Here is a 22,800-nt window from a genome sequence, read left to right as displayed (position 1 = left end):
TGCTGATTTCTGTTAGATTGCCTTGCTCACTTCACCTTCTCGCAGGAGAGCAGCACCACGCTCCGCGCCGCGCACATCCATGAGGCCGCCGGCTCCGTTACTTCCGTTTCGACCGGCATGACCCGCTCCGGATTGGTGAAATCGTTCACCGCCTTCGCGTCGGCATCGCCCATGGTCCATGAGCGCTTCACCTGATAGCCCGGGGGCAGTTTCAGCGCGACCTCCGCGGCATCCGCACCGTGGCGGTTGATGAGGCTGATGACCAGCGTGCCATCCGCCCTCAGGGCCGCGGCGGTGTCCAGCAGCGGGGCTTCCTTCCGGTCGTAGTTTTTCGGGAAGTTCTTGTGCGTCATGCCTCCCGTCCTGGGCGGCGGGGTGGTCACCACGGGGCTGTCCGCCTTCACCTCCAGCGCGCTGCCGTTCATCCATTCCGCATATTGGCGGAAAACATGGTAGAGCGGTGTCTTCACCACGCCCTCCGCATTCACCAGCATCGGCGCATGGCCGTTGATGAGGAAGACGTAGTTCGCCATCGCCACCCGCGGGCTGTGGCGCACCATGACGTTCAGGGTCCCCGCCACGAACATCATGTCCTCCACGTTCCGCGGATCCTTCCGCCGCAGGTTCTTCTTGAAGTCCCCCTTCCCCGTCGCGAAGTGCCGGATGTTCCATTCATCCATGGAAATCCGCACATCGTTCTTCAGGCCGGTCTCCGCCTTGTGGTCATCGATGGTTTTCAGCATCCGGCGGATGGCGAAGTCGAAGTATTCCGCGGTGAAGACGACCGCCTCATACTCGTCCGGCTGGTCGTTCACGGAACTGCCGTAGGCGTGGAGGGTCAGGTAGTCGATCTTGTCCCCCGCCTGCTTCAGCACCTCACGGTCCCACTTCGGATCGGAGCCGGCGTTCGAGCCAACGGCGAGGATCTTGATGGAAGGGTCCTGTTTGCGCATCGCCGTGGCCCACTCCGCCAGCATCTTCGAGTAGGTCACCGCGTCCGTGTGGCCGGTTTCCCATGGTCCCCACGTTTCGTTGCCGATGCCCCAGTAAGGCACGTTGTAGGGAGCGGCGTGGCCGTTGGCTGCACGGCGTTTCCCCTGCTCCGATGTCGCCGGGCCATTGCAATACTCCAGCCAGCGCAACGCCTCATCCAACGTGCCCGAGCCGAGGTTCACGTTCACATACGGCGTGGTCCCCACCTGGGCGGACCATTGCAGGAACTCATCCGTGCCGAACTGGTGGGACTCATTCCCACCCCAGTGCTTGTTCGGCAGCACGGGACGCTTGTCCCGCGGCCCGATGCCGTTTTCCCAATGATACACGTCCGCGAAGCAACCACCCGGCCAGCGCACGACCGGCACCTTGAGATCCCGCACCGCCGCCATCACATCCTTCCGCAAGCCCATCGCATCGGACTTCGGCGAGGTGTTGTCCCAGATCGACGGGTAGATGCACTCGTCAGCCTCGTCCACATGCTCCAGATACTGGCCGTAGATGTCCTGCTCGATTTTACCTGTGACCCGCGCGGTGTCGATCTCCACCGAAGCTTGGTAACCCTGCGCGAAACATACCTGGCCCAGCGCGGCCAGCATGCCCATCATGGATGAAAATTTCGTTCTCATTGCTGGTGCGGAGCATGCACGGGACCGCCGTTTCCTGCCATGGCCCCGTTACACGGGTGCATGTCCCGGATGCCCATCGGAAAATGGCAGCGCTTGGCGGCCCGCCGCGCCAAAGCTGTAAGGCCGACACTCGCCGCGGAGCGGTTGGATTAGCGATCATCCCTGGCCTCCGCGCCAAAAGCCACGGCGGACCGGGGCCGGTCCAGCCCTACCGGGTTTCAGGAGCGGCTTTGCCGCTTGGGGCAACCCGCCTCTCACTGTTTTCATCCGTGTCCATCCGTGTCCATCCGCGTCCATCCGTGGCTCAAGTCAGACTTTGCAGCGGAGCGAGGAGTCCGGGCACAAAAAACGAGTCTATCGTGGACCCCGTGATCGCCGCTTGCTCTGAAACCAACATCGGTTGTTGGGAGCGATCGGAAAAGTAGCCTCACTAGGATTCGAACCTAGGCGAACGGAATCAAAATCCGGTGTGCTACCGTTACACTATGAGGCTTTTCCGAAGCCTTTCGGCCTCGCGGCGGGCAGAAATTATGCTGCGACCGACGGGTTTGGCAACAGGGAAATTCAACCGATCCAATCTTTTCCCCAGCAGCGTCTGAATCGGGCGATGGAGGTAAGAATTGGAGCGTCATCCGCTCCATCACGCAGGCACGCGATCCAACAAAAATGGCGGAGAGGGTGGGATTTGAACCCACGGTGAGTATTACCCCACGTCCGATTTCGAATCGGGTGCCTTAGACCACTCAGCCACCTCTCCTTTCTCCGGGACGCGGAAGTTAGCAACCGCGCTCTGGTTGTAAAGTGTTCTCTCAATTTGTGTGCCCGGCGGAGCCAAGGAAATGTGGCTGGGCCATCCTGGGGGTGAACTCATCACCCGTGGCGAAGCTGCATCCAAAAGGAGACATCCGTGGAATAACGGATCGCAAGATCGCACCCATCCGCACACCCGTCATGGCGCAGCCATGACGCTACGGGGGGCGAAGAACAGGGATGGCGGAGCGGACGGGGCTCGAACCCGCGACCTCCAACGTGACAGGCTGGCGCTCTAACCAACTGAGCTACCGCTCCATCCCCGTTCGGGGGCGCAGGGTTAATAGCGTGACTGGGTTCGCGCAATCCTTTTTTACGGAGGATCTAACAGATTCATCGTAGCGGCGTGGCTGCGCCACGACGGTGGGGAATTTTCACCACCCTCTTTCGATTCCGAATCTCTCCGGGCCTCTCCGATCAGGTGTCCGTTTGATGCCATCCATTCGAGGTGGAGTGGCAGGGCAATGGTGCGCTTGCCCAGCCGTCATGGCGCAGCCACGACGCTACCCATCGGAGCGCGCCCCTCCCCTTGCACATTCGCTCTCCCGGCGGTCTAATGACGCAAAGCCATTCCTCCGCCATGTTCCGTCTTTCCCACCTCGCCGTCTTCGCCGCCACGCTCCTGCCTGTCCATGGAAAGGAAGCGGCCGTTTTCACCAAAGGCGTGGTGGCCACCGTCCACCCCATCGCCACGGATGCGGCGGTGGAGATCATGAAATCCGGTGGCAATGCCATCGATGCCGCCGTCACGGCGGGGCTGACGCTGGGCGTGGTGGATCCGTCGAACTCCGGGATCGGCGGCGGCTGCTTCATCCTCATCCGGCTGGCGGATGGAACGGTGCATGCCATCGATGGCCGGGAGATGGCCCCCGCCGCGGCGCGGCCGGACATGTATCTGGTGGATGGAAAGGCGGACACCAACCTGAGCCAGACGGGCGCGCTGGCGTCCGGCGTGCCGGGAGCACTGGCGGCGTATGCGCATGCCGTGGCGAAGTTCGGGAAAAAGCCGCTCGCGGAGCACCTCGCGCCGGGTATCCGTGCCGCGCGGGATGGCTACCGCATCGGCGATGCGGAGGTCCGGAAGCTCACGCGCAACGTGGAGGACCTGCGGAAATTCGACGGCTCGCGGAAGGTGTTCCTGGATGCCGATGGAAAGCCCCACCCCGCCGGGACCTTGCTGGTCCAGGGTGATCTCGCCGCCACCTACCAGGGCATCGCGGACCAGGGACCGGACTATTTCTACAAAGGCCCCGTCGCGGAAAAGATCGGCGCGTGGATGAAGGAAAACGGCGGCATCATGACCGCCGCCGACTTCGCCGGTTACTCGATCAAGCTGCGCGAGCCGGTGGTGTCCACTTACCGCGGCCACCGGATCTATGGTTTCCCGCCCGCCAGCTCCGGCGGCGTCCATGTCGCGCAGATCCTCAACATCGTGGAGAACTTCGACCTCGCCGGGATGGAGGAGGCGGACCGCATCCACACCATCGCGGAGGCGATGAAGCTGGCCTTCGCCGACCGCGCCCATTGGCTGGGCGATCCGGATTTCACCAAGGTGCCGAAGGGCCTCGCGGATGCCTCCTACGGCAAGGAACTGGCAAGGCGGATCGACCCCGCGCGGGCGATGCCGGTGGCGAAGCACGGGCTGCCGCCGGAGTGGGAGACGAATGTCTTCGGCAAGCACACCACCCACTTCTCCGCGGCGGATGCCGAGGGCAACTGGGTGGCCATCACCGCCACCATCAACACCACCTACGGCAGCAAGGTCATCGTCCCCGGCACCGGCGTGCTGCTGAACAACGAGATGGATGACTTCTCCATCCAGCCCGGCGTGCCGAACGCTTTCGGCCTCATCGGCGGGGACGCGAACAAGGTCGAGCCCGGCAAGCGCCCGCTCTCCGCCATGAGCCCCACCATCGTCCTCGATCCCGCGGGAAATCCCCTCCTCTCCCTCGGCGCCGCCGGCGGCCCCACCATCATCAGCCAGACCGTGCTCAATCTCATCAGCGTCATCGATCTCAAGCTGCCGCTGAAGGAAGCCCTCGCCCGCCCTCGCTTCCACCACCAATGGGCACCCGACACCCTCCGCGTGGAGAATTCGCTGCCGAAGGCCATTCAGGAAAAACTCCGCGCCAAAGGCCACAAGCTCCAGCCCGTGGATACCTTCGGCGTCTCCCAGATCGTCGGGAAAGATGGCGGCTCTTTTGGTGGGGCGAGTGATCCGCGGGTGAAGGGCAAGGCGGCGGGGTGGTGAGGCAGTCGTCTAAAATGCGAAGAACATTCGGCGTACCACGTCATCTATCTAATATTCAATCAAATTTAAATGAAACTGCGATAATACTTACTCAGTCATTTAACCAGTCTGTGAAGCGCTCCGGCACGAAAGTAGCAATCCCCCCTTCTTTTACTATTCCAACATTGCGATCTGCCAGAAAGATAGCAAGTTGAATTCCTGAACGTGCAATCACACCTGCCGCATTAGCAATCTCCAATGCCCCTTTTGTAAAACGCCCTGTGGTGAAAACCAATGCCAGGAGGGGATTATAGGGAAGGAGCTTGAACTCCTCGAAAAAATCTGGATCCGAAGAATAAACACTGAATCTTGCAAGCGCTATCGCACCAATCATTTCGCGTATAGTTGAAGGACCAATAGCGCTGTTAGGATAGTGTTTGGCCTGCCCAGCAAATAAGAGCTGAATATTATGAGCAAGCTGGCAAATAGCAGGTGGATGCATCATAACTCCCCCCAATGACAAGTAACCATAGAAATCCACACCATTGTCGCCAGATCGTCGCGTAACCCTGACTTGCTCCGCCCCCAATTCCTTGAGGATTCTTGACCCGAATTTCTCAAATTCCTCCGGGGTCAATTGCCGAAGGGCTTCAAGAATTTGACCCGCCCAAGCCCTTCCCTGCTTTGCAGCGACGACACTTTCATCATCATCAGGATCGATCCAACAAGAACCTACAACTCTTCTATTGTTTGCATGATGCAACACCACTACTGGGATCACACCGGTAGATTCCATCTCCCGCTGTTTCTCAACTATACGTTGCTGAATCCGCTTTTCAAAGGCCTCTGCTTGCTCTGCAGCGTGAATAGGGAGCAGTCCGAAATATCCCAACATTTCGGCCTCCAAAACTTGCCGAAGAGTTCGCGGATGCCCCTGAAGACCAATGACGCACTCAACTCGCTCTAATAAATCGATAAGATTCATTCTCCTGGCGGGAGAGTTACATTAGGCATCACGGTGTTAAGGCGGTCCACGAGTGTCCTCAATTCAGAAAATAAAATTCGTGCCCGTGCAGTAGGATCAAACCAGACGTCGAAGCCAGGCAGCCTCAAAGCACGCAAAGCTTGTGAAAGCGCCCTCTCTCCAGCCGCTTGATCATCGGGGGTATTTTCCACTTCCGATTCACGAATAGCATCCTCTAACAACCGTTCCGGTTCTAATAGCGTGGCCAAAGCGGTTGGATGATTTACGATACTTCGAATGGCTCGGACGTGGCGAGCCGTTGATAGCTTAGGGGGTAATGTTTCACCCTCAAAAGACCTAGGACTTAAAAGCTCATAAAATGCTTCTCGGTTTTCTTCGTTAACAGCGGTAAAAGAGATATCTGAAAATCCCAGCCATTCGCGAATTAGCGGTTGGGCCATAGCTTCATGAAAGAGCGCATAGAGCTTAGGGCTAGCGTACTCTCCCATTTCTTCATCCTCTTCCATCTGCTGGAGAGCTTTACTTGCCCGATAACGTCGAGCCACCTCTCGGGAGGTGATACCGATCTCCTGAGCCACCAGGCTAAAATTTTGATTTTGCTCATAGAGCTCCACCACCAATTTAGCTTGCTGATATGGACCCCACTCTTTGATTCCAGCAACGTGCCTAATTGCCATAAGTTTCTGCTTATAGGCATGCCGTTCCTCAGGGGTACCCGTGATTTCGATAGAAGGTATCGTAGCGATACTCAAGAGAGTTGCCTCAGGGATATCAGCGGACCCTGCAGCCTGCTCCGCAAGTAAAGTTTTAACCGCAGCAACACGACGATTACCCTCCACCACGAGGTAGCGCGCTTCCTCACCCTCACCATCAAACAGTTCTACCACAACTCGCTCCAATGGAACATAAGTGTTTGACGTAATAGAATCTTTCAAACTTTCAAGATCGAAAGAATCCGTAGTCTGTAGGAGAGCCAAAGCACGCTCTTGCACACCCCCCTCAGGATATCTAGCATGATTAGGAACAGGACGATAAGTCGCCAAATCATGAAACCGATAATTATTAGGATCCAAAAGCAATCTTTCAGAAGGGATATCAAGTGAATTAAAATTCATTTTTTGAAATCTTTTTTATTATATATCAAATACAGGCAGAGGAAATCTCCTCCTGATCATCGCCGAGTAAACATCATCAAGGATCTCTTGTTGGCGAGGAGGCACGCCTTCACGCAAAGCCACTTCGACATCAGCCCACTCAGTAAAATAAAACTCAGGAGGACTGATTCCAAATCCAGTATTCACACCCTCTTTCTTAAAATCATACAGAACCCATGTCACCTCACTATTTTCAATATCCTGAACCCTCTTCATTTGAGGAAGCGCATTAAAAAATTGACGGTCTACTGCAACGAAAAACTTCTTACCCCAACGCCGAAACACTGGAACTTTGAGATTAAGCTGATAAATCAACCTCTTTCGACTAGAAAGCCAGTCCATCCCTCTATATTGCTCCGGAGGGATTCCAGTCGCAAGAAAATCCCGGAATAAAGGGTAATAAGAACTCCCCGAAACGTATACCGCCTGCACTTCTAACGCGCAGAAATCAGATGGTCGCCCCTCCGACCCAACTGCGGCAATAATGTAATCCACTTTGCCTGCTTTTTTTCCGTTCTCCTTGCGAAGTATTCTGAGCTCAGGCCTTATCACAATTTTTTTATCTCTTCCAAACGCCAATCTAGCGACATCCACAAACATCTGGTTATTTTGGATGAAACGGACAGGACACACTGGTGTTCCTACGTGAGAATCACCAAACATACACACACCCAATGGATCTGAAATCGATACCTTGGTGCATCGAGTTCCCGCCGTTTGAAATGGACACGGTTTTTCGATCCGAGATCTTAGGGCTTCCGGGCTAGTATCCTCGACAGAATAGCCGAAGACCTCCGTAATCTTAAACGCCATAGCTCCCATTCTCGATATACGAACTAACAGAGCCAGCTTAAAAAGCAGATTACCTAAATTTGGGCCAGATCCAACGAAAAAATGGTTTTTCGTAACAAGGAAATTTTCCCTGTTACAGGGTTGACACCAGCTCCACATCTCATCATCATTCATTCATGGGGCGCTCATCTACCACCTATCCTCGAAAATGGAATTCCGGCAAAACAACCGTAATCCGAGTCCCCGAGAAAATAGCGGACGCACTCCTCGACGTCGCGCACCGTCTTGACGCATTCGGAAGCTTCCGCGTTAGAGAAGAAGCTGAAGGATTATTTCTGGAAACAAGCCCCCCTCGCCGCGTCCATTATGACGCCAGGAAACCAGTGAATGTTGCTAGCGTTCCTCAGCGCAGCCCATTTAGATATCCGGGAGGAAAAACCTGGTTCGTTCCCTATCTTCGAGACTGGCTTCTCAGCAAGCCAGAATTACCTGATCGTTTTATTGAACCTTTCGCAGGGGGAGGGATTATGAGCCTAACAGTGGCATTCGAAAAGCTTGCTAAAGATGTCATATTTTCGGAACTCGATGCGGATATCGCTGCGGTCTGGAAGGTGATGTTAAGCGAGCATGCGGAGTGGCTCGCTAAAGAAATTTTACGTTTTGACCTTTCAATGAACAATGTCCGAAAAATCTTAGATTCCTCCTCAAAAGCCGTTCAAAAAAGGGCATTTCAAACCATTATTCGCAATCGAGTGCAACGTGGTGGGATCATGGCTCCAGGCGCGGGCTTAGTCAAGGCAGGTGAAAATGGACGTGGACTTAAATCTCGTTGGTACCCAGAAACACTCGCTCGACGAATTCGAGAGATATATCATTTAAGGAATAGACTAACTTTTATTGAAGGCGACGCATTTGATCTTTTGCATCGCCTAAAGAATGATAAAAATGCCGTCTTTTTCATCGACCCACCCTACACTATTGCAGCCAAACGGTTGTATACAAAATGGGAGATTGATCATCGCCAACTATTTGAAGGTCTGCAAAAATGCAAAGGGGACTTCTTAATGACTTACGATAACACTCCTGAAATTTCCGCGTTAGCTGCCGAATTTAATTTTGAGTCTAGGCCTGTTGCAATGAAAAGTACGCATCATGCCAAAATGACTGAACTGTTGATTGGACGAGATTTCCAATGGCTAGATAACAATGGTACAATTTAATCCTTATAATTTCATCACTGAATGATGAGCGCGTCATTTATCCGCCTAAGACAGGCACCCACAACAGCGCCACCAGCTCCACCTTTACATCCGTCTTGGTTGGCTTGAGCGACTCGGTTTCAAGCGACAGATTGTTCGTATCGTACTGGGAAGCGATCTGCGCCGCCTGGGCCTCCAGATCCTTCTGAACCGCTTCGATCTGCGATTCCACCCCCTCCACCTTGGCTTCGGCGGCGGAGACGTCCTGCATCTGCTTGTAGGCGGAGGCACCCTTGCTGATGGCGGAGGAGCCGCGGGTGATGGAGCCGAGGCCGGTTCCCCTGCCCTTCTTGCCGAGGACGGCACCGAGGATGCCACCGAGGACGGAGACGCCGGCATTGAGCTTGGCGGCGTTTGACTCGGCCTTCTGGCGGTCGAGCTGGCCTTCGGCGGTGCGGAGCTGGCCTTCCAGCGTGGCGATCCGCTTGGCGGCGGCGTCCCGGAGCTTCTGGACGGCGGTGTCCCGTGCCTCGCGGGCCTGGAGGTGGAGGCGGGCGCGGAAATCGCCCTCGGTCTCGCCGATGTTGGAGAAGGCCTTGAGCGCGGGGCAGGAAAAGACCTCGGCGCGCTGGGTGCGGTAGAGTTCCTCGGCGAAGGTTTTCTCCACCTGCTTGTAGTTGGCCGCATTCATCGCGTAGCCGGGGAGTTCGCGGAAGCCCGCGCCATCGGCAGGTTGCGAGTTTCCGGTGTCCAGCTTCAGGGGCGGCGGGAGATTGACGGCCAAGTCGATCTTGTCTGGAAGGATGGGATTGACGAAGCGGACGGTGCGGCTGCCCTCGACGCCCATCCTGGTGGAGGAGAAATGGACGGTGGCGGTGCGCAGGAGGTGGGGCGCGTAGGTGGTCTCCTCCGCGGGGCCGGTGAGCGGGGCGAAGATCTCCTTCACCCCGGCACCGACGATGGGCCGGGCACCGCCGGTCTTCTCCGGAGCGGAGGGAGTGAGGCCGGGCATGCCTGGCATCCCGCCATCGTCCGGGGCGGAGGAGGACTTCCCGGAGGGGCCGCCGATGCCGGCGAACTCCCCGCGCTTCGGGTCCATGAGGGACTTGATCTGGGCGCGGGCGAGCGGGCCGGTGAGGTAGGACATGACCCAGCGGACGTGGAACAGCGTGGGTGCATCGTCATGGACGTTGTTCATGAGGAAGACGCGGTTGCCGAGGCCGGAGATGAGGGTTTCCATCTGTTTGCGGTCGAACTGCGCGTTCTGGGAGCCGGCGGCGCCTTCCAGGCCATCCAGCACGCGGAGCTTGTCCCGCTCCGTCTGGAGGCGGCCGAGGAACCAGGTGCCGATGTTCGAGAGCGCCTTGTAGTCGAGATCGACTGGGTTCTGGGTGGCGAGGAGGCAGCCGAGGCCGAAGGCGCGGGCCTGCTTCAGCAGGGTCATCATCGGGCGCTTCGACGGTGGGTTGGCGGACGGCGGCAGGTAGCCGAAGATCTCATCCATGTAGAGCAGCGCCCGCAGGGAGGTGGTGCCGGTCTGGGTGCGCATCCAGCCGAGCGTCTGGTTCAGCAGGAGCGAGACGAAGAACATGCGCTCCGCATCGCCGAGGTGGGCGATGGAAAAGATGGAGATGCGCGGTTTTCCGGCGCGGGTCTTCAGCATGTCGGAGATGTCCAGCGGGACGCCCTCCAGCCATGAAGCGAAGCCCGGCGAGGCGAGGAGGGTATTGAACTTCAGCGCGAGGTCCTGGCGCTTCTTCTCCGGGAAGAAGGAGGCGAGGTCGATGACGCCGATCTTGTCAAAGGCGGGCTTCTGGATCGAACCGATGAGCTTTTCCAGGGTGATCCCCTGCCCTTTCTGCCAGGCATTCTGGAAAATGGCGGCCAGCAGCACGGCCTCCGGGCTCTGGGCGGTGTCCGCATTCACGCCGACGAGCGAAAGGAGCGAGGAAACGGTGCTTTCCACGCGCTCGCTGAACAGCTCCCCGTCCTCCAGGATCTCGTCCGGCGGGACCTCCAGCGAGCTGAGGATGGACACGGGGATGCCCGCCTTGCTGCCGGGGGTGAAGATGTTGATGTCCACCTTTTCCTGGAACTGGCGGATGCGGTCCGGCTCCTGCCCCCAGTCGGCGAGGCCCTTTTTCCAGCCCTCCGCGGTCTTCGCGGCGAAGTCATCCGGCGAGAGGCCTTTCTTCGCGGCATCGTCCTCATTGATCCACGGGCGGAAGCTGGCGGCGTCCAGCTCCGGGAAGGTGAGCAGGAGGTTGGAGATGTCCCCCTTCGGGTCGATGATGATGGCGGGGATGTTGTCCATGGCGGCCTCCTCCAGCAGGGCCAGGCAGAGGCCGGTCTTTCCGGAGCCGGTCATGCCGAGGACGACGCCGTGGGTCACGAGGTCCTTGGAATCGTAGAGCACGAGGTCATCGGTGACGGCGCGGGTGGCGGGGTCGTATTCTTTTCCGAGGTAGAACTGGCCAAGTTTCTCGTAGTCGGCGGGGGTGATGCTCATGGGAAGAAAGTTTGTTAGTTTCCAGTGTTCAGTTTTCAGGGGCGGAGGGAAGGGAGAAAGTGATCCGGTTGATGGTGGATAGGAAGAGGAAGAAGGCCCCCTGCAAGGGGAAATGGCGGCGCGGAGGGACAACGGAATTTCATGAAATTTTCATGCCTTCTTCGTTTCCTCCGGCGGATCTTTTGTTAGCTTCCGCGTTGAAGATCATGGAAAACGCCACCGAAACCGAAGTCGCCGAAGCCGCAAAGCACCTCCGCTCCCTGACGGCGGGGCTGAACCAAGTGCTGTTCGGGCAGGAGGAACTGATCGACCTGGTGCTGACGGGCGTGCTGGCGCGGGGACACATCCTGCTGGAGGGCCTGCCCGGCCTGGGCAAGACGGAGCTGGTGAAGGGCCTGTCGAAATTGCTGAAACTGGACACGAAGCGGGTGCAGTTCACGCCGGACCTGCTACCGGGTGACATCACCGGAAACCCGGTACTCCAGGAGGTGGACGGGCGCAGGGAGTTCGTTTTCCAGCCGGGACCGCTTTTCACGAACATCGTGCTGGCGGACGAAATCAACCGCGCCTCGCCAAAGACGCAGTCCGCGCTGCTGGAGGCGATGCAAGAGCGCCGCGTGACGGTGCTGGGCAAGACCCACGAACTGCCAAGGCCGTTCTTCGTGCTGGCCACGCAGAACCCCATCGAGCTGGAGGGCACCTACCCGCTGCCGGAAGCGCAGCTCGACCGGTTCCTTTTCAAGCTGGAGGTCACCCGGAACAACGTCAGCACACTGGAGCGGATCGTTTCGCACCGGGAGCTGGGCACGGAGCCGGTGGTGGAGCCGGTCATGAGCGCGGAGACGCTCGGCAGTCTGCTGGAACTGGTGCGCCGCATCTATCTGCCGCCGGTGGTGGCCAACTACATCGCCCGTCTGGTGGATGGCACGCACCCCGGCCAGTCGGAGGCGGCGAAGGGCATCCGCTACGGAGCAAGCCCGCGTGCGGCGCTGGCCCTGGCGTCCGCCGCGAAGGCGCGCGCGCTCATCAACGAGCGGACCAACGCCAGCTTCGAGGACGTGAAACTCATCGCCCCGGCGGTGCTGCGCCACCGGATCGTGCTGGACTACAACGCCAGGGTGGATGGCAAGACGACGAACGATCTGGTCCGCGCCCTGATCGAAGAAGTTCCGGTGCAGGACACCGCGACGCCGAAAACCCTGAAGTCCGCCTAACGGAATCGCGCGGCCCGACGTTTCCACCCGTGGTGGCACGCCACCCCATCACCCATCCCCATGCGTTTCCTCGCCCCTCTCCTGTTCCTCCTCACCGCCATCGCCTCCGCCCAGGAGCAGATGATGCGGAAGGTCCATGAAGTCAAAACGGACACCCACGTGGAGGTGACGTCGCTTTTCAGCAAGCCGTCCGCGGAAGGCTACTTCCCCGTGCGGGTGAAGGTGGCGAACAACCAGAAGCAGGGCCACCTCATCCGGCTGACGTTCACCGCCACCGGCAGGTATGACGGAGGGACGCGCACGGCATCTGAGTTCACCATCAACGCCCCCCCCGGAAAAGTCACCACGCGTGACCTGCTGGTGCCGCTGAACCCGGTGGCGGACACCTACCAATCCAGCGTCTATCTGAAGGTGGAGATGGCCGGGACCATGGGCACCCAGACCCACTCCGTCTCCGCGGACTACGGTGCGGACCAGCCGTCCGTGCTGCTGAGCGAGCCGCTTTTCAGCGTGAACGCCTCCCGTCTCGACAGTGAGGCCGCCTCCGTCATGAGCAGCTTCGGCGGAGGGAGCTTCACCTCGAAGTTCGATCCCGGACAGCTCCCGGACAACTGGCTCGCCTTTTCCGGATTCGACGCCGTCGTGATGCTGGACTCCGACTGGACCTCCATGCCGGCGGGATCCCGCAATGCCTTGTTTTCCTGGCTGCGGCTGGGCGGCCATCTGGTGATCTACAGCAGCAGTTCTCCGTCGAAGGCATCGCTGGGGATTCCGGACGACACCAGCTTCGGCACCGTGGACATCCAGAGTCTTCCGGGGAGTCTCACCCTGAACGCCACCGACCTGGTGGCCCACCTGACCACCGGGAGTTCCCTGAAAACCCACCGCTACGCGATGGTCGGGGATTTCGACAGTGGCTGGTCGCTTTTCAACAGCTTTCCGCAAAAGGAATTCCGCTACTTCCTGTTCGTCATCGTGCTGCTCATCTTCGGCGTGCTGGTGGGGCCGATCAACCTGTTCGTCTTCGCCAAGTCCGGGCGCAGGCACCTGCTGTTCATCACCACGCCCATCATTTCACTGGGGGCCAGCGTCATCCTCATCGCGCTGATCCTGTTCCAGGACGGCTTCGGTGGGGATGGGAAGCGGCTGGCGCTGATGGAGGTTCCCGCGGGCAATGGGGAAAACGCCGCCTTCATCCTGCAGGAGCAGGTTTCACGGACGGGTGTGCTCACCCGCGCGAACTTCCCGGTGGAGGTGCCGTCATTCTTCTCCCCGGTGCCGATGGAGGAAAACCGCTGGACCCGCTTCAACGACAACGAGACGGACGGCAACTACAGCCTCCAGCCGGATGGCTCCGGCCTGAGTGCGTCCGGCGACTGGTTCCAGAGCCGCTCCATGCAGGGCCAGACGATCGCCACGGTGGTGCCCACCCGCGGGCGGATCGAGCGTGCCGCAGGCTCCTCCGAACTGCTTTCGACCTTCGGCTTTCCCATCGAGAAGCTCTTCTACCGCGACGCGCAGGGGCAGTGGTTCCGCGCGGAGTCCGTCGAAACCGGCAAGCCGTTCGCCCTCACCTCCGTGGATGAATCCCTCATCCGCCCGGAGATCGATTCCCTCCAGAGCGGGTTCTCCCGGCGCAACTCCATGCTGTTCGAGCGCGCCCGGGAAAGGAAAGACCACTTCATCGCCGTGACCGGGGCCGCTCCCGCCATTGAAACCCACCCGGGCATTCGCTGGCAGGAATCGCGCACCATCATCACCGGCGGCATCGCCACCCCGTAATCTCCCCTTTTCCTCCGACATTCATGTCCGCACTCGTCGTCAACAACCTCTACCGCTACTTCGGCCAGCTCCAGGCGGTGAATGGCGTCACCTTCTCCGTTCCTCATGGATCCGTGTGCGGCTTCGTGGGGGCGAACGGCGCGGGAAAGACCACCACCATGCGCATCCTGGCCACCCTGGACTACCCCACGCTGGGCAGTGCGGAGGTCTGTGGCATCAACGTGCTGAACCACCCCGCGGAGGTGCGGCGGCTCATCGGCTGGATGCCGGACCATTTCGGAAACTACGACCACATGACGGTGATGGAGTACCTGGACTTCTATGCCCGCGCACTCGGCTACAAGGGCAAGGAACGCCGCCAGAGGGTGCAGGAGGTCATGGAGTTCACCGATCTCGTGCCCCTCGCGGAGCGGTTTTCCAACAAGCTGTCGAAGGGCAACACCCAGCGCCTCGGTCTGGGCCGCGCCCTCCTGCATGATCCGCAGGTGCTCATCATGGACGAGCCTGCCGCCGGACTGGATCCGAAGGCACGGGTCGAACTGAAACACCTCATCCGCGTGCTGGCGAAGGAGGGCAAGACCATCTTCATCTCCTCCCACATCCTCTCCGAACTCGGGGAGATGTGCGATTCCCTGCTCTTCATCAACAACGGCCGCATCGTCCACCACGGGGATGCGGAGAGCCTGAAGCGGGGTTCGGACTCGCTCGGCGGCGTTCTTTACGATGTGCAGATCGACGGAAATCCACAGGCCGTGTCCGACTGGTGCGTGCTCCAGCCGCAGGTGGAGTTCCTGGAATCCCGGAAACATGGCGGCCGCATCCGCATCGAGACGGATGATCCCGCGAAGGCGGCGGATGTCCTGGCCCGCATGGTGAAGGACGGCCTGCGTGTCACCGAGTTCCACCGGGAACAGCGGAATCTGGAGGACGCGTTCATCGACATCCTCGGCCGCCTGGAAGCCGGCAAGTCCGCGGTCGAACCGCCGCCCATGCCCACGCTCCCGCCTTTCACACCAGCGGCCAACTGATCACCCGCCCATGTCCATTTTCGCCTCCACCGATTTCCCGGACCGTCTTTCACCCATGCTGGTGAAGGAACTGCGGCAGGGCCTGCGTGCGAAGACCTTCATCGCCGTTTTCCTGAGCCTGCAGATCATCCTCCTGATCATCCTGCTCACCGCCACGGCCAGCACCTCGTCCGCATCCGCCGGAAAGCTCATCTCCGGCTTCATCTTCACGTTCTTCGCCATCGCGGTGCTGATCGTCCAGCCGCTCCGGGGCATCGGCGCGCTGTCGTCGGAGGTGAAGGGGAACACCCTCGACATGATCGTGCTCACCCGCCTCACGGCACGGCGCATCGTTCATGGGAAATGGTTCGCCATCGTGAGCCAGTCCGCGCTCATCTTCGCCACCATCGTCCCTTATCTCATCTTCCGGTATTTCTTCGGAAAGATGAACCTGCTGGGAGAGGTGGTCCTGCTGATGATGATCTTCCTGACCTCCATGGCCCTTACGGCGGTCACGGTGGGGCTTTCCGGTTCGTCCTCGGTCATCCTGCGCGCGCTCATGCCCATCGTCGGCATCCCCATCCTCACCTACAGCGCGCTGGTCTTCATCTTTTCCCGTGGCTTCTTCGGCGGCCCGAGCGTGATCGAATACTGCGCCCTCGGTGACTTCCAGTCGCGGGTCTATGTGGGCAGCTATGTGCTGGCCATCCTCTACCTGGGATGGTCGTTGCTGTCTCTTGGGGTGAGTTTCATCGCTCCCGCCGCGGAGAATCATACCACCCGGAGGAGACTGATCGTGCTGGGGGTGGCGGTGGCTTGTGCGGCCATCATCGGAGGCACCTCCGTGAATGAGGAGATCGTGCCTTTCCTTTTCGTCCTGATCGCCCTTCCCGCGATGGCAACCGCCCTCACGGAACGCACCACCCTTCCCCAGGGCGTTAGAACGCCGTTTTCGAGAAATGGCCCGCTGGGAGAACTGGCCGGCCTTTTCCTCGCACCGGGATGGCCGGCCGGGGTGTTTTTCTCGCTGCTTCTTTCCGGAATCTTCCTCGGCGTCACCTATTCCGGCTTGATCCCCCATTGGACGGATGATCATCAGGTGGTGCTGTCCGCGATCATCGGCGGACTGTTGTTCCCTGCCGTGATTCTGGTTCTTTTCCGGGTGGATGAAGCCATCCGGGTATCCGCCTATATCCTGATCCTGGTGGCAAGCGGTATCTTCACCCTGGTCATGTGGGGCATCATCGAGTCCTTGCGGAATGGGGAGCTGCTCTGGTTCCTGGTCTGGAATCCGCTGTCGTTCCTCTCCATCGTTGGAAGCTCGCCGGATGGACATGAATACGCCCCCACCGCCGCTCCAATCGTAACGGGATTTTATTTCCTCCTCCTGCTCACCATGGCGGTTATCGCCATGAAACGCATGAGAAAGGCCGAAGAGAAAGAAACCGCTCCCGAAGCATGACCTCCGCCGATCTTTCCCATTGCCACTCCCGCGCGCTCGCCGCGGCGGCGCGTTTCCGGCTGCCGCTGCGCTCGAAGGTATGGCGCGGCCAGGCCGGTGAATTCGCGGGCGGAGGTACCGGTTCGTCCCTGGATTTCCAGGACCACCGGTCCTACGTGCCGGGTGACGATCCACGGCACATCAACTGGCAGGCCTACGCGCGCACCGGCAGCTACACCATGAAGCTCTTCCGCGAGGAAGTGCGCCCGGTGATCGATCTCATCCTGGATGTCTCCGAGTCCATGTTCTTCGATGAAAAGAAGGCCGCACGGACGGCGGAGCTGTTCTATCTGGTCGTGGAAAGCAGCCACGCCGCCGGAGCCGCCATCGCCGTGCATCTGGTCCGCGGGGATTCCACCCTCACGCTCGACCCCTCCACCATCCGGTCGCACACATGGCTGGACAAAGCCCGGTCCATGAAAGCGGCGGCTCCCGCCCAGGCTCCGGATCTCTCACGCATCCCTCTGCGCGCCAACTCCATCCGCGTCCTCATCTCGGATCTTCTCTTCGCCGCGGATCCGGACCCCATCCTCCGCCACCTCGGCCAGCGCCACGGCACCGTTCTCCTGTTCTCCCCTTACCTCGCAAGCGAGGCGGATCCCGAATGGTCCGGCAACTACGAGTTCGTCGATCCGGAGGAAAACACCCGCCACGCCCACCGCATCGAGCCTGCCACCCTGCGCCGCTACAAGGAGGCCTACACCAACCATTTTTCGCTCTGGAAACAGACCGCGATCCGCCATCAGACGGCTTTCTCGCGCATCCCCTCCGAACCGGAACTGATCCCCACCCTCTTCCAACACGCACGCCACACACTGGAGTCCACATGAAACGGGATTCTCTTTTTCTGATCACTGATTACTTCTGTTTGGTTGGATCCCGCCCTTCCATAAAGACAGGCTTTTCATTGACCACGGATTACACGGATTTTTCAGAAAGGAATTTCGATCGAGACTCTTCCATCCGTGTTCATCTGCGTTCATCTGTGGTTGAAATCTTCTGATCTTCCGACGCTTTTTCCATGCTCACCAATCCCCTAGGTCTGCTCGCCCTGCTCGGCATCCCCGCCGTGCTGGCGATCCATTTCCTCCAGCGGAAGGCCGTCGAACTGCCCGTCTCCACCCTCTTCCTGCTGGAGCGGACGCAGCGTGATGCCGCCAGTGGAAGGCGGTTCGACCGGCTGATCCCGTCCATCCCACTATGGATGCAGTTGCTGGCGGTGCTGCTGCTCACCTGGTTCCTGGTCGAACCCCGCTACCCGAAGTCCGGCACCGTCCAGCGGGTGGCCGTGGTGCTCGATTCCTCCGCCTCCATGACCGTCTCCAGGCAGGAAGCGATCAAACGTCTCACCGATGCCCTGCCATCCCTCAAAGGCTCGGCGGAAACACTTGAACTGACCGTCCTGGAATCCGTCCCCACCCGCCCCCGCATCTATTCCGGAACGTCCATCGATGACTTCAAGACGGCGCTGGAAAAGTGGAACCCGCGGGACGGCATGAATGATCCCACTTCCTCCCTCCGCCTCGCACGCTCCCTCGTTTCCTCCGATGGCAGTGTGATCTACCTCACGGACACCCCCTCCGTGGACAGCGACGGAGAGCCGATCCCCCTGCCCTTCAACGCCCGCATCCTTTCCGCCGGGAAGCCGGTGGAAAATGCCGGCTTCACCGGAGTGACGTTCTCCCTTGAAGAAGGCGCGCTTGTCTGGAAGGCCATGGTCCGGAACTACGGCACCGCGCCCGCCGAGCGCACATGGTCCCTCCAGTCATCGCAGGGGGCGACCGAACCGCGCGCTTTCAGCATCGCCCCCGGTGCGCTGGTCAACCTCCAGGCCGCCTTTCCGAAGGGCGCGGAAAACGTCCGCATCGTCCTCTCCGCGGATGCCTTCGCATTGGATGACGTGCTGCCGCTGGTTGCTCCCGCCGCGAAGCCGTTGAACCTCTTCACCAACACCTCCCCTGCCTTCGCTTCGCTCACGGAAAAGCTGCTGAAGTCGCTGGAGTCCGCCGCTCCTGTCAATGACGCCGCCACCGCGGATCTGGCCATCGCTTCCTATGATCCGCTGGACCCGGTGCTGCCGGATGGAAATTCCATCATCTTCGTGGAGGACTCCACCAGCGCCGGAACCTACCTCCGCGGCGGCATCGTCGCGGAGCCGGACAGATTGTTGGACGGACTGAACTGGCAGTCGCTGCTGGTGCGGGAAACCATCCAGCTCGACCGGACGCCCACCGACCGCGTGCTGCTATGGCAGGAAAAGCGCCCTCTCATCTTCGTCCGCGATGTGCCCGCCACAGTGGAGAAGCCCGCCTTCCGCCAGCTCCGCTTCAACTTCGACCTCCGGCTGTCCAACGCCCTCCAGCAGCCCGCGTTCATCGTCCTTCTGCACCGCTTCGCGGAAACCATCCGTGAAGCGAAGGTGGCCCACGTTTCCGCGAATCTGGAAACGAACCAACCGCTCACCCTCACCGCCGCTCCCGGTGTTCCGCTCCTGGTCAAAGCGATCGATCCCACCGGAAAAAACGCCCTTCGCCCCGGCACTGGCTCGCATACTCCGGGAGACCCCGGCTTCCTGACCGTCACCCAGGGGGACAAGCCCCTGCTCACCGCCGCACTCCACTTCGCGGACACCCGCGAAGCCGACTTCTCCGCCTGCGCGCCTGTTTCCGATCTCGGCAAGCTCGGTGCGACCACCACCGAACGCCACACCAAGCCGGATCCCTATTGGCAGATCTGGCTCATGCTCCTGCTGGCCGCGCTGCTCGCCTCGTGGAAGTTCACCAAAGCAAAAGGAAACAACAGATCCTCCGAGATCCCGGCAGTTTCATGAAATTCCTTCCTCTGCTCTGCGCTCCGATCAGCCTGTTCCTTGCCGGATGTGGCAAGCGCAACGCGTTTGTCGTCTCTGATGGAGGCTCATGGGAAATGCACGGCAAGGAGAAAGAGCGATTTCCCAAGACCGGGAAATACGGAGGCTGGCTGTTCAACGACAGCGAACCCGACTGGCAGGCAACCCATCTCCATTTCACGGACGGATCCCAACGATATGATGTTCCGGCAATGATTGTCCGGAAAATCGCTCATCCCAGCAAATTGGACTTCTCAGTCTCCCGCAACAGCCCTTCCAGTTTCACCATATCCCTTTCCGGCGGGAACGCCTCCGGTTTTCATATCGTCCGTCTTTATTATCGCAATGGCACTGTTCGCAGGGCAGAGGCTGACTCAGTCGACAGTTTAAAGCCTATCGCCATTTATCCCTGATCCCGTTCAAAGTTCGATGTTCCTCTAAAATGTTCCGCCACCCTGAATTTTTCCTGCTGATCCCCGCACTGGCCCTCGTCGGTTGGTTCTGGAGGAGTCTGCGGCTGCATTCGCCTCTGCGCATGGTCATCCTGCTGTTGGCGGTGGTGGCGCTGGCGGAGCCGGTTCTGCAACGCCAGCAGAACTCGCTGGATCTCCACGTGCTGCTGGATCGTTCGGACTCGACCGAAGACCTCATCGACAAGGGTTTTCCGGAATGGCAGCGGTTGCTGGAGAAGTCCAAGCCCACCCGGCGGGACAACCTTTATTTCCACAACTACGCCGCCGAGATGGCAGAAATGGGGGCGGATGGTTCCTCCTTCACCGGCTCCCGCAAGCTTACGCGCACCGGCCTCGCCCTTTCCACCATCGCCGCGGAGTCGGATGAAAAGCGTCCATCACGGGTGCTGCTTTTCACCGATGGTTACTCCACCGAGCCGGTCCAGGAAGCCGCCGCCCAACTGGAGGCCCGCGGCATCCCCATCGACTACCGGATCGTGCGGGAGCAGGACCCGAATGACGTGCGCCTGGCCCGGCTGCATTTCCCTGAACGGGTGCAGGTCGGCGAGCCGTTTGTCATCACCATCACCGCACGTGGTCCCAACGATCTCAAAGTGCCGCTCATCCTCCGCCGCAACGGAGCCACCCTCACGGAGACCAAGGTGACCCTCACCGAAGGGAATGCCACGGTGGAGTTCACCGACCGCATCCCACGCTCCGGTGCCTTTGAATACGAGGCGGAGGTGCGCGCCGAGGGCGACGCCCACATGGGCAACAACAAAGCCAGCCGCTGGATCGAGATCACCGGCGGTCCCCGTCTCGTTCTCGTCTCCCGCTACGAGAACGATCCGCTGGCAAAGGTGCTCTCCGCCCTCGATTTCAACGTCCAGACCATCAGCGATCCCACCCAGCTCAAGGCGGGCCTGCTCACCGGGGCGAAGGCCGTGGTCATCAACAACGTGCCCGCTCATGAGATCCCCAACGATTTCATGAAGGCGCTCGACTTCTTTGTCCGCGAACAGGGCGGCGGCTTCCTGATGGCCGGCGGCGAACGATCCTTCGGCGCGGGCGGATATTTCGAGTCCGCCATCGATCCGTTGCTTCCCATTTCGATGGAGTTGAAGAACGAGCACCGCAAGCTCTCCGTCGCGCTTGCGATTGTCATGGACCGCTCCGGTTCCATGTCGGTCAACGTGGATGCGAAGAACACCAAGATGGACCTCGCCAACAGCGGTGCCGCGAACGCGATCGACCTGCTGGGGCCGATGGACCAGGTGACCGTTTTCGCCGTGGACAGCGAGCCGACGAAAACCATCCCGCTCACCACCGTGGGCAACCGGAAGCAGGAACTCGGCGCGCGCGCGCGGAAGATCGAGTCCGGCGGTGGCGGCATCTACGTCTATACCGGCCTGAAGGCCGCATGGGAGGAACTCCAGAAATCCCAGGCAGGCACCCGCCATGTCATCCTCTTCACCGATGCCGCGGACTCCGAGGAACCCGGCGACTACAAGAAGCTCATCAAGGAGATGACCGACGGTGGCTGCACCATCTCCGTCATTGGCCTGGGGACCAAGGCGGACCCCGACGCGGCCTTCATCGAGGATGTGGCGAAGCTGGGCAACGGTCGCATCTTCTTCTCCGACCGGCCGATGGACATCCCGAAGATCTTCGCCCAGGAAACCGTGACCATCGCCCGCTCCGCCTTCCTCAAGGATCTGGTGGGCACGAAGGCGACCGGCCGCTGGTCCGAGATTTCCCCGAAGCCCCTCGCCTGGCTGCCGGAGGTGGACGGCTACAACCTTTCCTACGCCCGGCCGGATGCGACCGTCTCCCTGATCGCGGCGGATGAATACCTCGGCCCGTTGGTCGCCCATGCCCGCCGGGGTCTCGGCAGGACGGCGGCGGTTTCATTCCCGCTCGGTGGCGACCATTCGGAAATGGTCCGGAACTGGCCCGGATACGGCGACTTTCTCCAGACGCTCGGACGTTTCCTGATGGGCGACGCCACCCCGCCCGGCATCGCCATCCGCCATCGCATCGAAGGCACCCGCCTCACCGTGGACCTGCTCTATGATGCGGAGGAATGGGGGCAGAAACTCGCCGCGCTGCCGCCGAAAGTGCGGCTCCAGGATGACAGCGGAACACCGGCCTACGATCTGCCATGGCGTCGCATCTCCCCGGGCCACTTCTCCCTCACCCGGGATCTGGAGGAAGGCAGCGTCGTCCGTGGCGCCGTCCAGGTGGGCGAGCACGCGCTTGCCTTCGGACCGGTGAATGTCGGCTCGTCCGTGGAGTGGTCGTTCGACTCCGCCCGCGTCGCGGAACTCCGCTCCGTCTCCGCACAGACCGGCGGACGGGAACTCCTGGATCTATCCACCGCATGGCTGCGCCCGCCATTCATTGCGGAAACCAACCTCCGGCTGCCGCTGGGCATCGCCCTGGTCCTGCTGATCATCGCGGAGGCCCTCATGACCCGCACCGGCTGGAGGCTCCCGCAGTTCGCCCTGCCCCAGCGCGCCCCGCAGCCGAAGATCCCCAAGGCCCCGAAATACAAACCCGCCAAACCGGTGATCCCACAGGTGAAAGAGGAGGAACCTTCACCTTCCCCCGTCCTGGAGGAAGTGGACGAATCCACCCGACGTTCGCGCTTCCAGCGCGCGAAGGATCGGAAGTAAGCCACCCGCAACCCCGGATA

At 60.1% G+C, this 22,800-nt stretch carries 15 protein-coding genes and 3 tRNA genes; 10 read left to right on the top strand and 8 right to left on the bottom strand.

Annotated elements, in window-relative coordinates; genetic code table 11:
- Positions 1-26 precede the first annotated feature (26 nt).
- The 4 genes from KF712_03900 to KF712_03885 form a co-directional block, all read right to left on the bottom strand.
- Positions 27-1,622: a hypothetical protein gene (locus KF712_03900; GenBank protein ID MBX3740108.1), complete on the bottom strand. Its 1,596-nt coding sequence runs from the start codon at positions 1,620-1,622 to the stop codon at positions 27-29.
- Between the two features lie 422 nt (positions 1,623-2,044).
- A tRNA-Gln gene (locus tag KF712_03895) sits at positions 2,045-2,115 on the bottom strand.
- A gap of 174 nt (positions 2,116-2,289) precedes the next feature.
- Positions 2,290-2,379 (bottom strand) — tRNA-Ser (locus tag KF712_03890).
- A 234-nt stretch (positions 2,380-2,613) separates the two neighbouring features.
- A tRNA-Asp gene (locus KF712_03885) sits at positions 2,614-2,690 on the bottom strand.
- Between the two features lie 322 nt (positions 2,691-3,012).
- Here KF712_03885 and ggt point away from each other — a divergent pair.
- Positions 3,013-4,683, top strand: coding sequence for a gamma-glutamyltransferase (gene ggt, locus KF712_03880; protein ID MBX3740107.1), 1,671 nt, complete (start codon positions 3,013-3,015; stop codon positions 4,681-4,683).
- A 91-nt stretch (positions 4,684-4,774) separates the two neighbouring features.
- On the opposite strand, the gene KF712_03875 is transcribed toward ggt, so the two are convergent.
- From KF712_03875 to KF712_03865, 3 genes are read right to left on the bottom strand one after another with little or no spacing between them, the layout of a single operon-like run.
- Positions 4,775-5,647, bottom strand: a complete 873-nt coding sequence (locus tag KF712_03875) for a restriction endonuclease (GenBank protein MBX3740106.1) — start codon at positions 5,645-5,647, stop codon at positions 4,775-4,777.
- Positions 5,644-6,762, bottom strand: a complete 1,119-nt coding sequence (locus KF712_03870; GenBank protein MBX3740105.1) for a hypothetical protein — start codon at positions 6,760-6,762, stop codon at positions 5,644-5,646. The genes KF712_03875 and KF712_03870 overlap by 4 nt, the downstream gene beginning before the upstream one ends.
- An 18-nt stretch (positions 6,763-6,780) precedes the next feature.
- On the bottom strand, positions 6,781-7,767 hold the full coding sequence (locus tag KF712_03865; protein ID MBX3740104.1) for a hypothetical protein: 987 nt from the start codon (positions 7,765-7,767) through the stop codon (positions 6,781-6,783).
- Between the two features lie 2 nt (positions 7,768-7,769).
- Between KF712_03865 and KF712_03860 the strand changes: the two genes are divergently transcribed.
- Positions 7,770-8,813 carry a DNA adenine methylase gene (locus KF712_03860; protein MBX3740103.1) on the top strand — a complete coding sequence of 348 codons (1,044 nt, stop codon included), beginning with the start codon at positions 7,770-7,772 and terminating at the stop codon, positions 8,811-8,813.
- A 37-nt stretch (positions 8,814-8,850) separates the two neighbouring features.
- Here the strand turns inward: KF712_03860 and KF712_03855 are convergent, their stop codons facing one another.
- Positions 8,851-11,301 (bottom strand): DUF87 domain-containing protein, encoded by a 2,451-nt coding sequence (locus tag KF712_03855; protein ID MBX3740102.1) that lies wholly within the window; start codon positions 11,299-11,301, stop codon positions 8,851-8,853.
- A gap of 206 nt (positions 11,302-11,507) precedes the next feature.
- Here KF712_03855 and KF712_03850 point away from each other — a divergent pair, with 206 nt between their 5' ends.
- The 8 genes from KF712_03850 to KF712_03815 all read left to right on the top strand — a co-directional run bounded on the left by KF712_03850 (position 11,508) and on the right by KF712_03815 (position 22,780).
- The gene (locus tag KF712_03850) at positions 11,508-12,515 is read left to right on the top strand and encodes an AAA family ATPase (protein ID MBX3740101.1); all 1,008 of its coding nucleotides are present in this window, start codon (positions 11,508-11,510) and stop codon (positions 12,513-12,515) included.
- Positions 12,516-12,575: 60 nt separating this feature from the next.
- Complete coding sequence (locus KF712_03845; protein ID MBX3740100.1) at positions 12,576-14,297, top strand: hypothetical protein; 1,722 nt, start codon at positions 12,576-12,578, stop codon at positions 14,295-14,297.
- A gap of 23 nt (positions 14,298-14,320) precedes the next feature.
- The gene (locus KF712_03840) at positions 14,321-15,325 is read left to right on the top strand and encodes an ABC transporter ATP-binding protein (protein MBX3740099.1); all 1,005 of its coding nucleotides are present in this window, start codon (positions 14,321-14,323) and stop codon (positions 15,323-15,325) included.
- A 10-nt stretch (positions 15,326-15,335) separates the two neighbouring features.
- The gene (locus KF712_03835; GenBank protein MBX3740098.1) at positions 15,336-16,766 is read left to right on the top strand and encodes a hypothetical protein; all 1,431 of its coding nucleotides are present in this window, start codon (positions 15,336-15,338) and stop codon (positions 16,764-16,766) included.
- Positions 16,763-17,635 carry a DUF58 domain-containing protein gene (locus tag KF712_03830; protein ID MBX3740097.1) on the top strand — a complete coding sequence of 291 codons (873 nt, stop codon included), beginning with the start codon at positions 16,763-16,765 and terminating at the stop codon, positions 17,633-17,635. Before KF712_03835 ends, KF712_03830 begins: the two co-directional genes overlap by 4 nt.
- Positions 17,636-17,826: 191 nt before the next feature.
- Entirely contained in the window at positions 17,827-19,635 is a 1,809-nt protein-coding gene (locus KF712_03825) for a BatA domain-containing protein (GenBank protein ID MBX3740096.1), read from the top strand.
- Entirely contained in the window at positions 19,632-20,066 is a 435-nt protein-coding gene (locus KF712_03820; protein MBX3740095.1) for a hypothetical protein, read from the top strand. The genes KF712_03825 and KF712_03820 overlap by 4 nt, the downstream gene beginning before the upstream one ends.
- Positions 20,067-20,095: 29 nt before the next feature.
- Positions 20,096-22,780, top strand: coding sequence for a VWA domain-containing protein (locus tag KF712_03815; protein MBX3740094.1), 2,685 nt, complete (start codon positions 20,096-20,098; stop codon positions 22,778-22,780).
- Positions 22,781-22,800 lie beyond the last annotated feature (20 nt).

It is taken from the genome of Akkermansiaceae bacterium (genome assembly GCA_019634595.1).
In the GTDB taxonomy this organism is placed as follows: domain Bacteria; phylum Verrucomicrobiota; class Verrucomicrobiia; order Verrucomicrobiales; family Akkermansiaceae; genus Luteolibacter.
Note: the sequence above shows the minus strand (reverse complement) of the source record. Positions and strands in the feature narration are given on the sequence as shown.

Coding starts and splice junctions, on each gene's coding strand:
- KF712_03835 (MBX3740098.1), top strand. CDS start 15,336: ATGTCCATTTTCGCCTCCACCGATTTCCCGGACCGTCTTTCACCCATG.
- KF712_03900 (MBX3740108.1), bottom strand. CDS start 1,622: ATGAGAACGAAATTTTCATCCATGATGGGCATGCTGGCCGCGCTGGGC.
- KF712_03830 (MBX3740097.1), top strand. CDS start 16,763: ATGACCTCCGCCGATCTTTCCCATTGCCACTCCCGCGCGCTCGCCGCG.
- KF712_03865 (MBX3740104.1), bottom strand. CDS start 7,767: ATGAATGATGATGAGATGTGGAGCTGGTGTCAACCCTGTAACAGGGAA.
- ggt (MBX3740107.1), top strand. CDS start 3,013: ATGTTCCGTCTTTCCCACCTCGCCGTCTTCGCCGCCACGCTCCTGCCT.
- KF712_03820 (MBX3740095.1), top strand. CDS start 19,632: ATGAAATTCCTTCCTCTGCTCTGCGCTCCGATCAGCCTGTTCCTTGCC.
- KF712_03855 (MBX3740102.1), bottom strand. CDS start 11,301: ATGAGCATCACCCCCGCCGACTACGAGAAACTTGGCCAGTTCTACCTC.
- KF712_03875 (MBX3740106.1), bottom strand. CDS start 5,647: ATGAATCTTATCGATTTATTAGAGCGAGTTGAGTGCGTCATTGGTCTT.
- KF712_03815 (MBX3740094.1), top strand. CDS start 20,096: ATGTTCCGCCACCCTGAATTTTTCCTGCTGATCCCCGCACTGGCCCTC.
- KF712_03840 (MBX3740099.1), top strand. CDS start 14,321: ATGTCCGCACTCGTCGTCAACAACCTCTACCGCTACTTCGGCCAGCTC.
- KF712_03850 (MBX3740101.1), top strand. CDS start 11,508: ATGGAAAACGCCACCGAAACCGAAGTCGCCGAAGCCGCAAAGCACCTC.
- KF712_03825 (MBX3740096.1), top strand. CDS start 17,827: ATGCTCACCAATCCCCTAGGTCTGCTCGCCCTGCTCGGCATCCCCGCC.
- KF712_03870 (MBX3740105.1), bottom strand. CDS start 6,762: ATGAATTTTAATTCACTTGATATCCCTTCTGAAAGATTGCTTTTGGAT.
- KF712_03860 (MBX3740103.1), top strand. CDS start 7,770: ATGGGGCGCTCATCTACCACCTATCCTCGAAAATGGAATTCCGGCAAA.
- KF712_03845 (MBX3740100.1), top strand. CDS start 12,576: ATGCGTTTCCTCGCCCCTCTCCTGTTCCTCCTCACCGCCATCGCCTCC.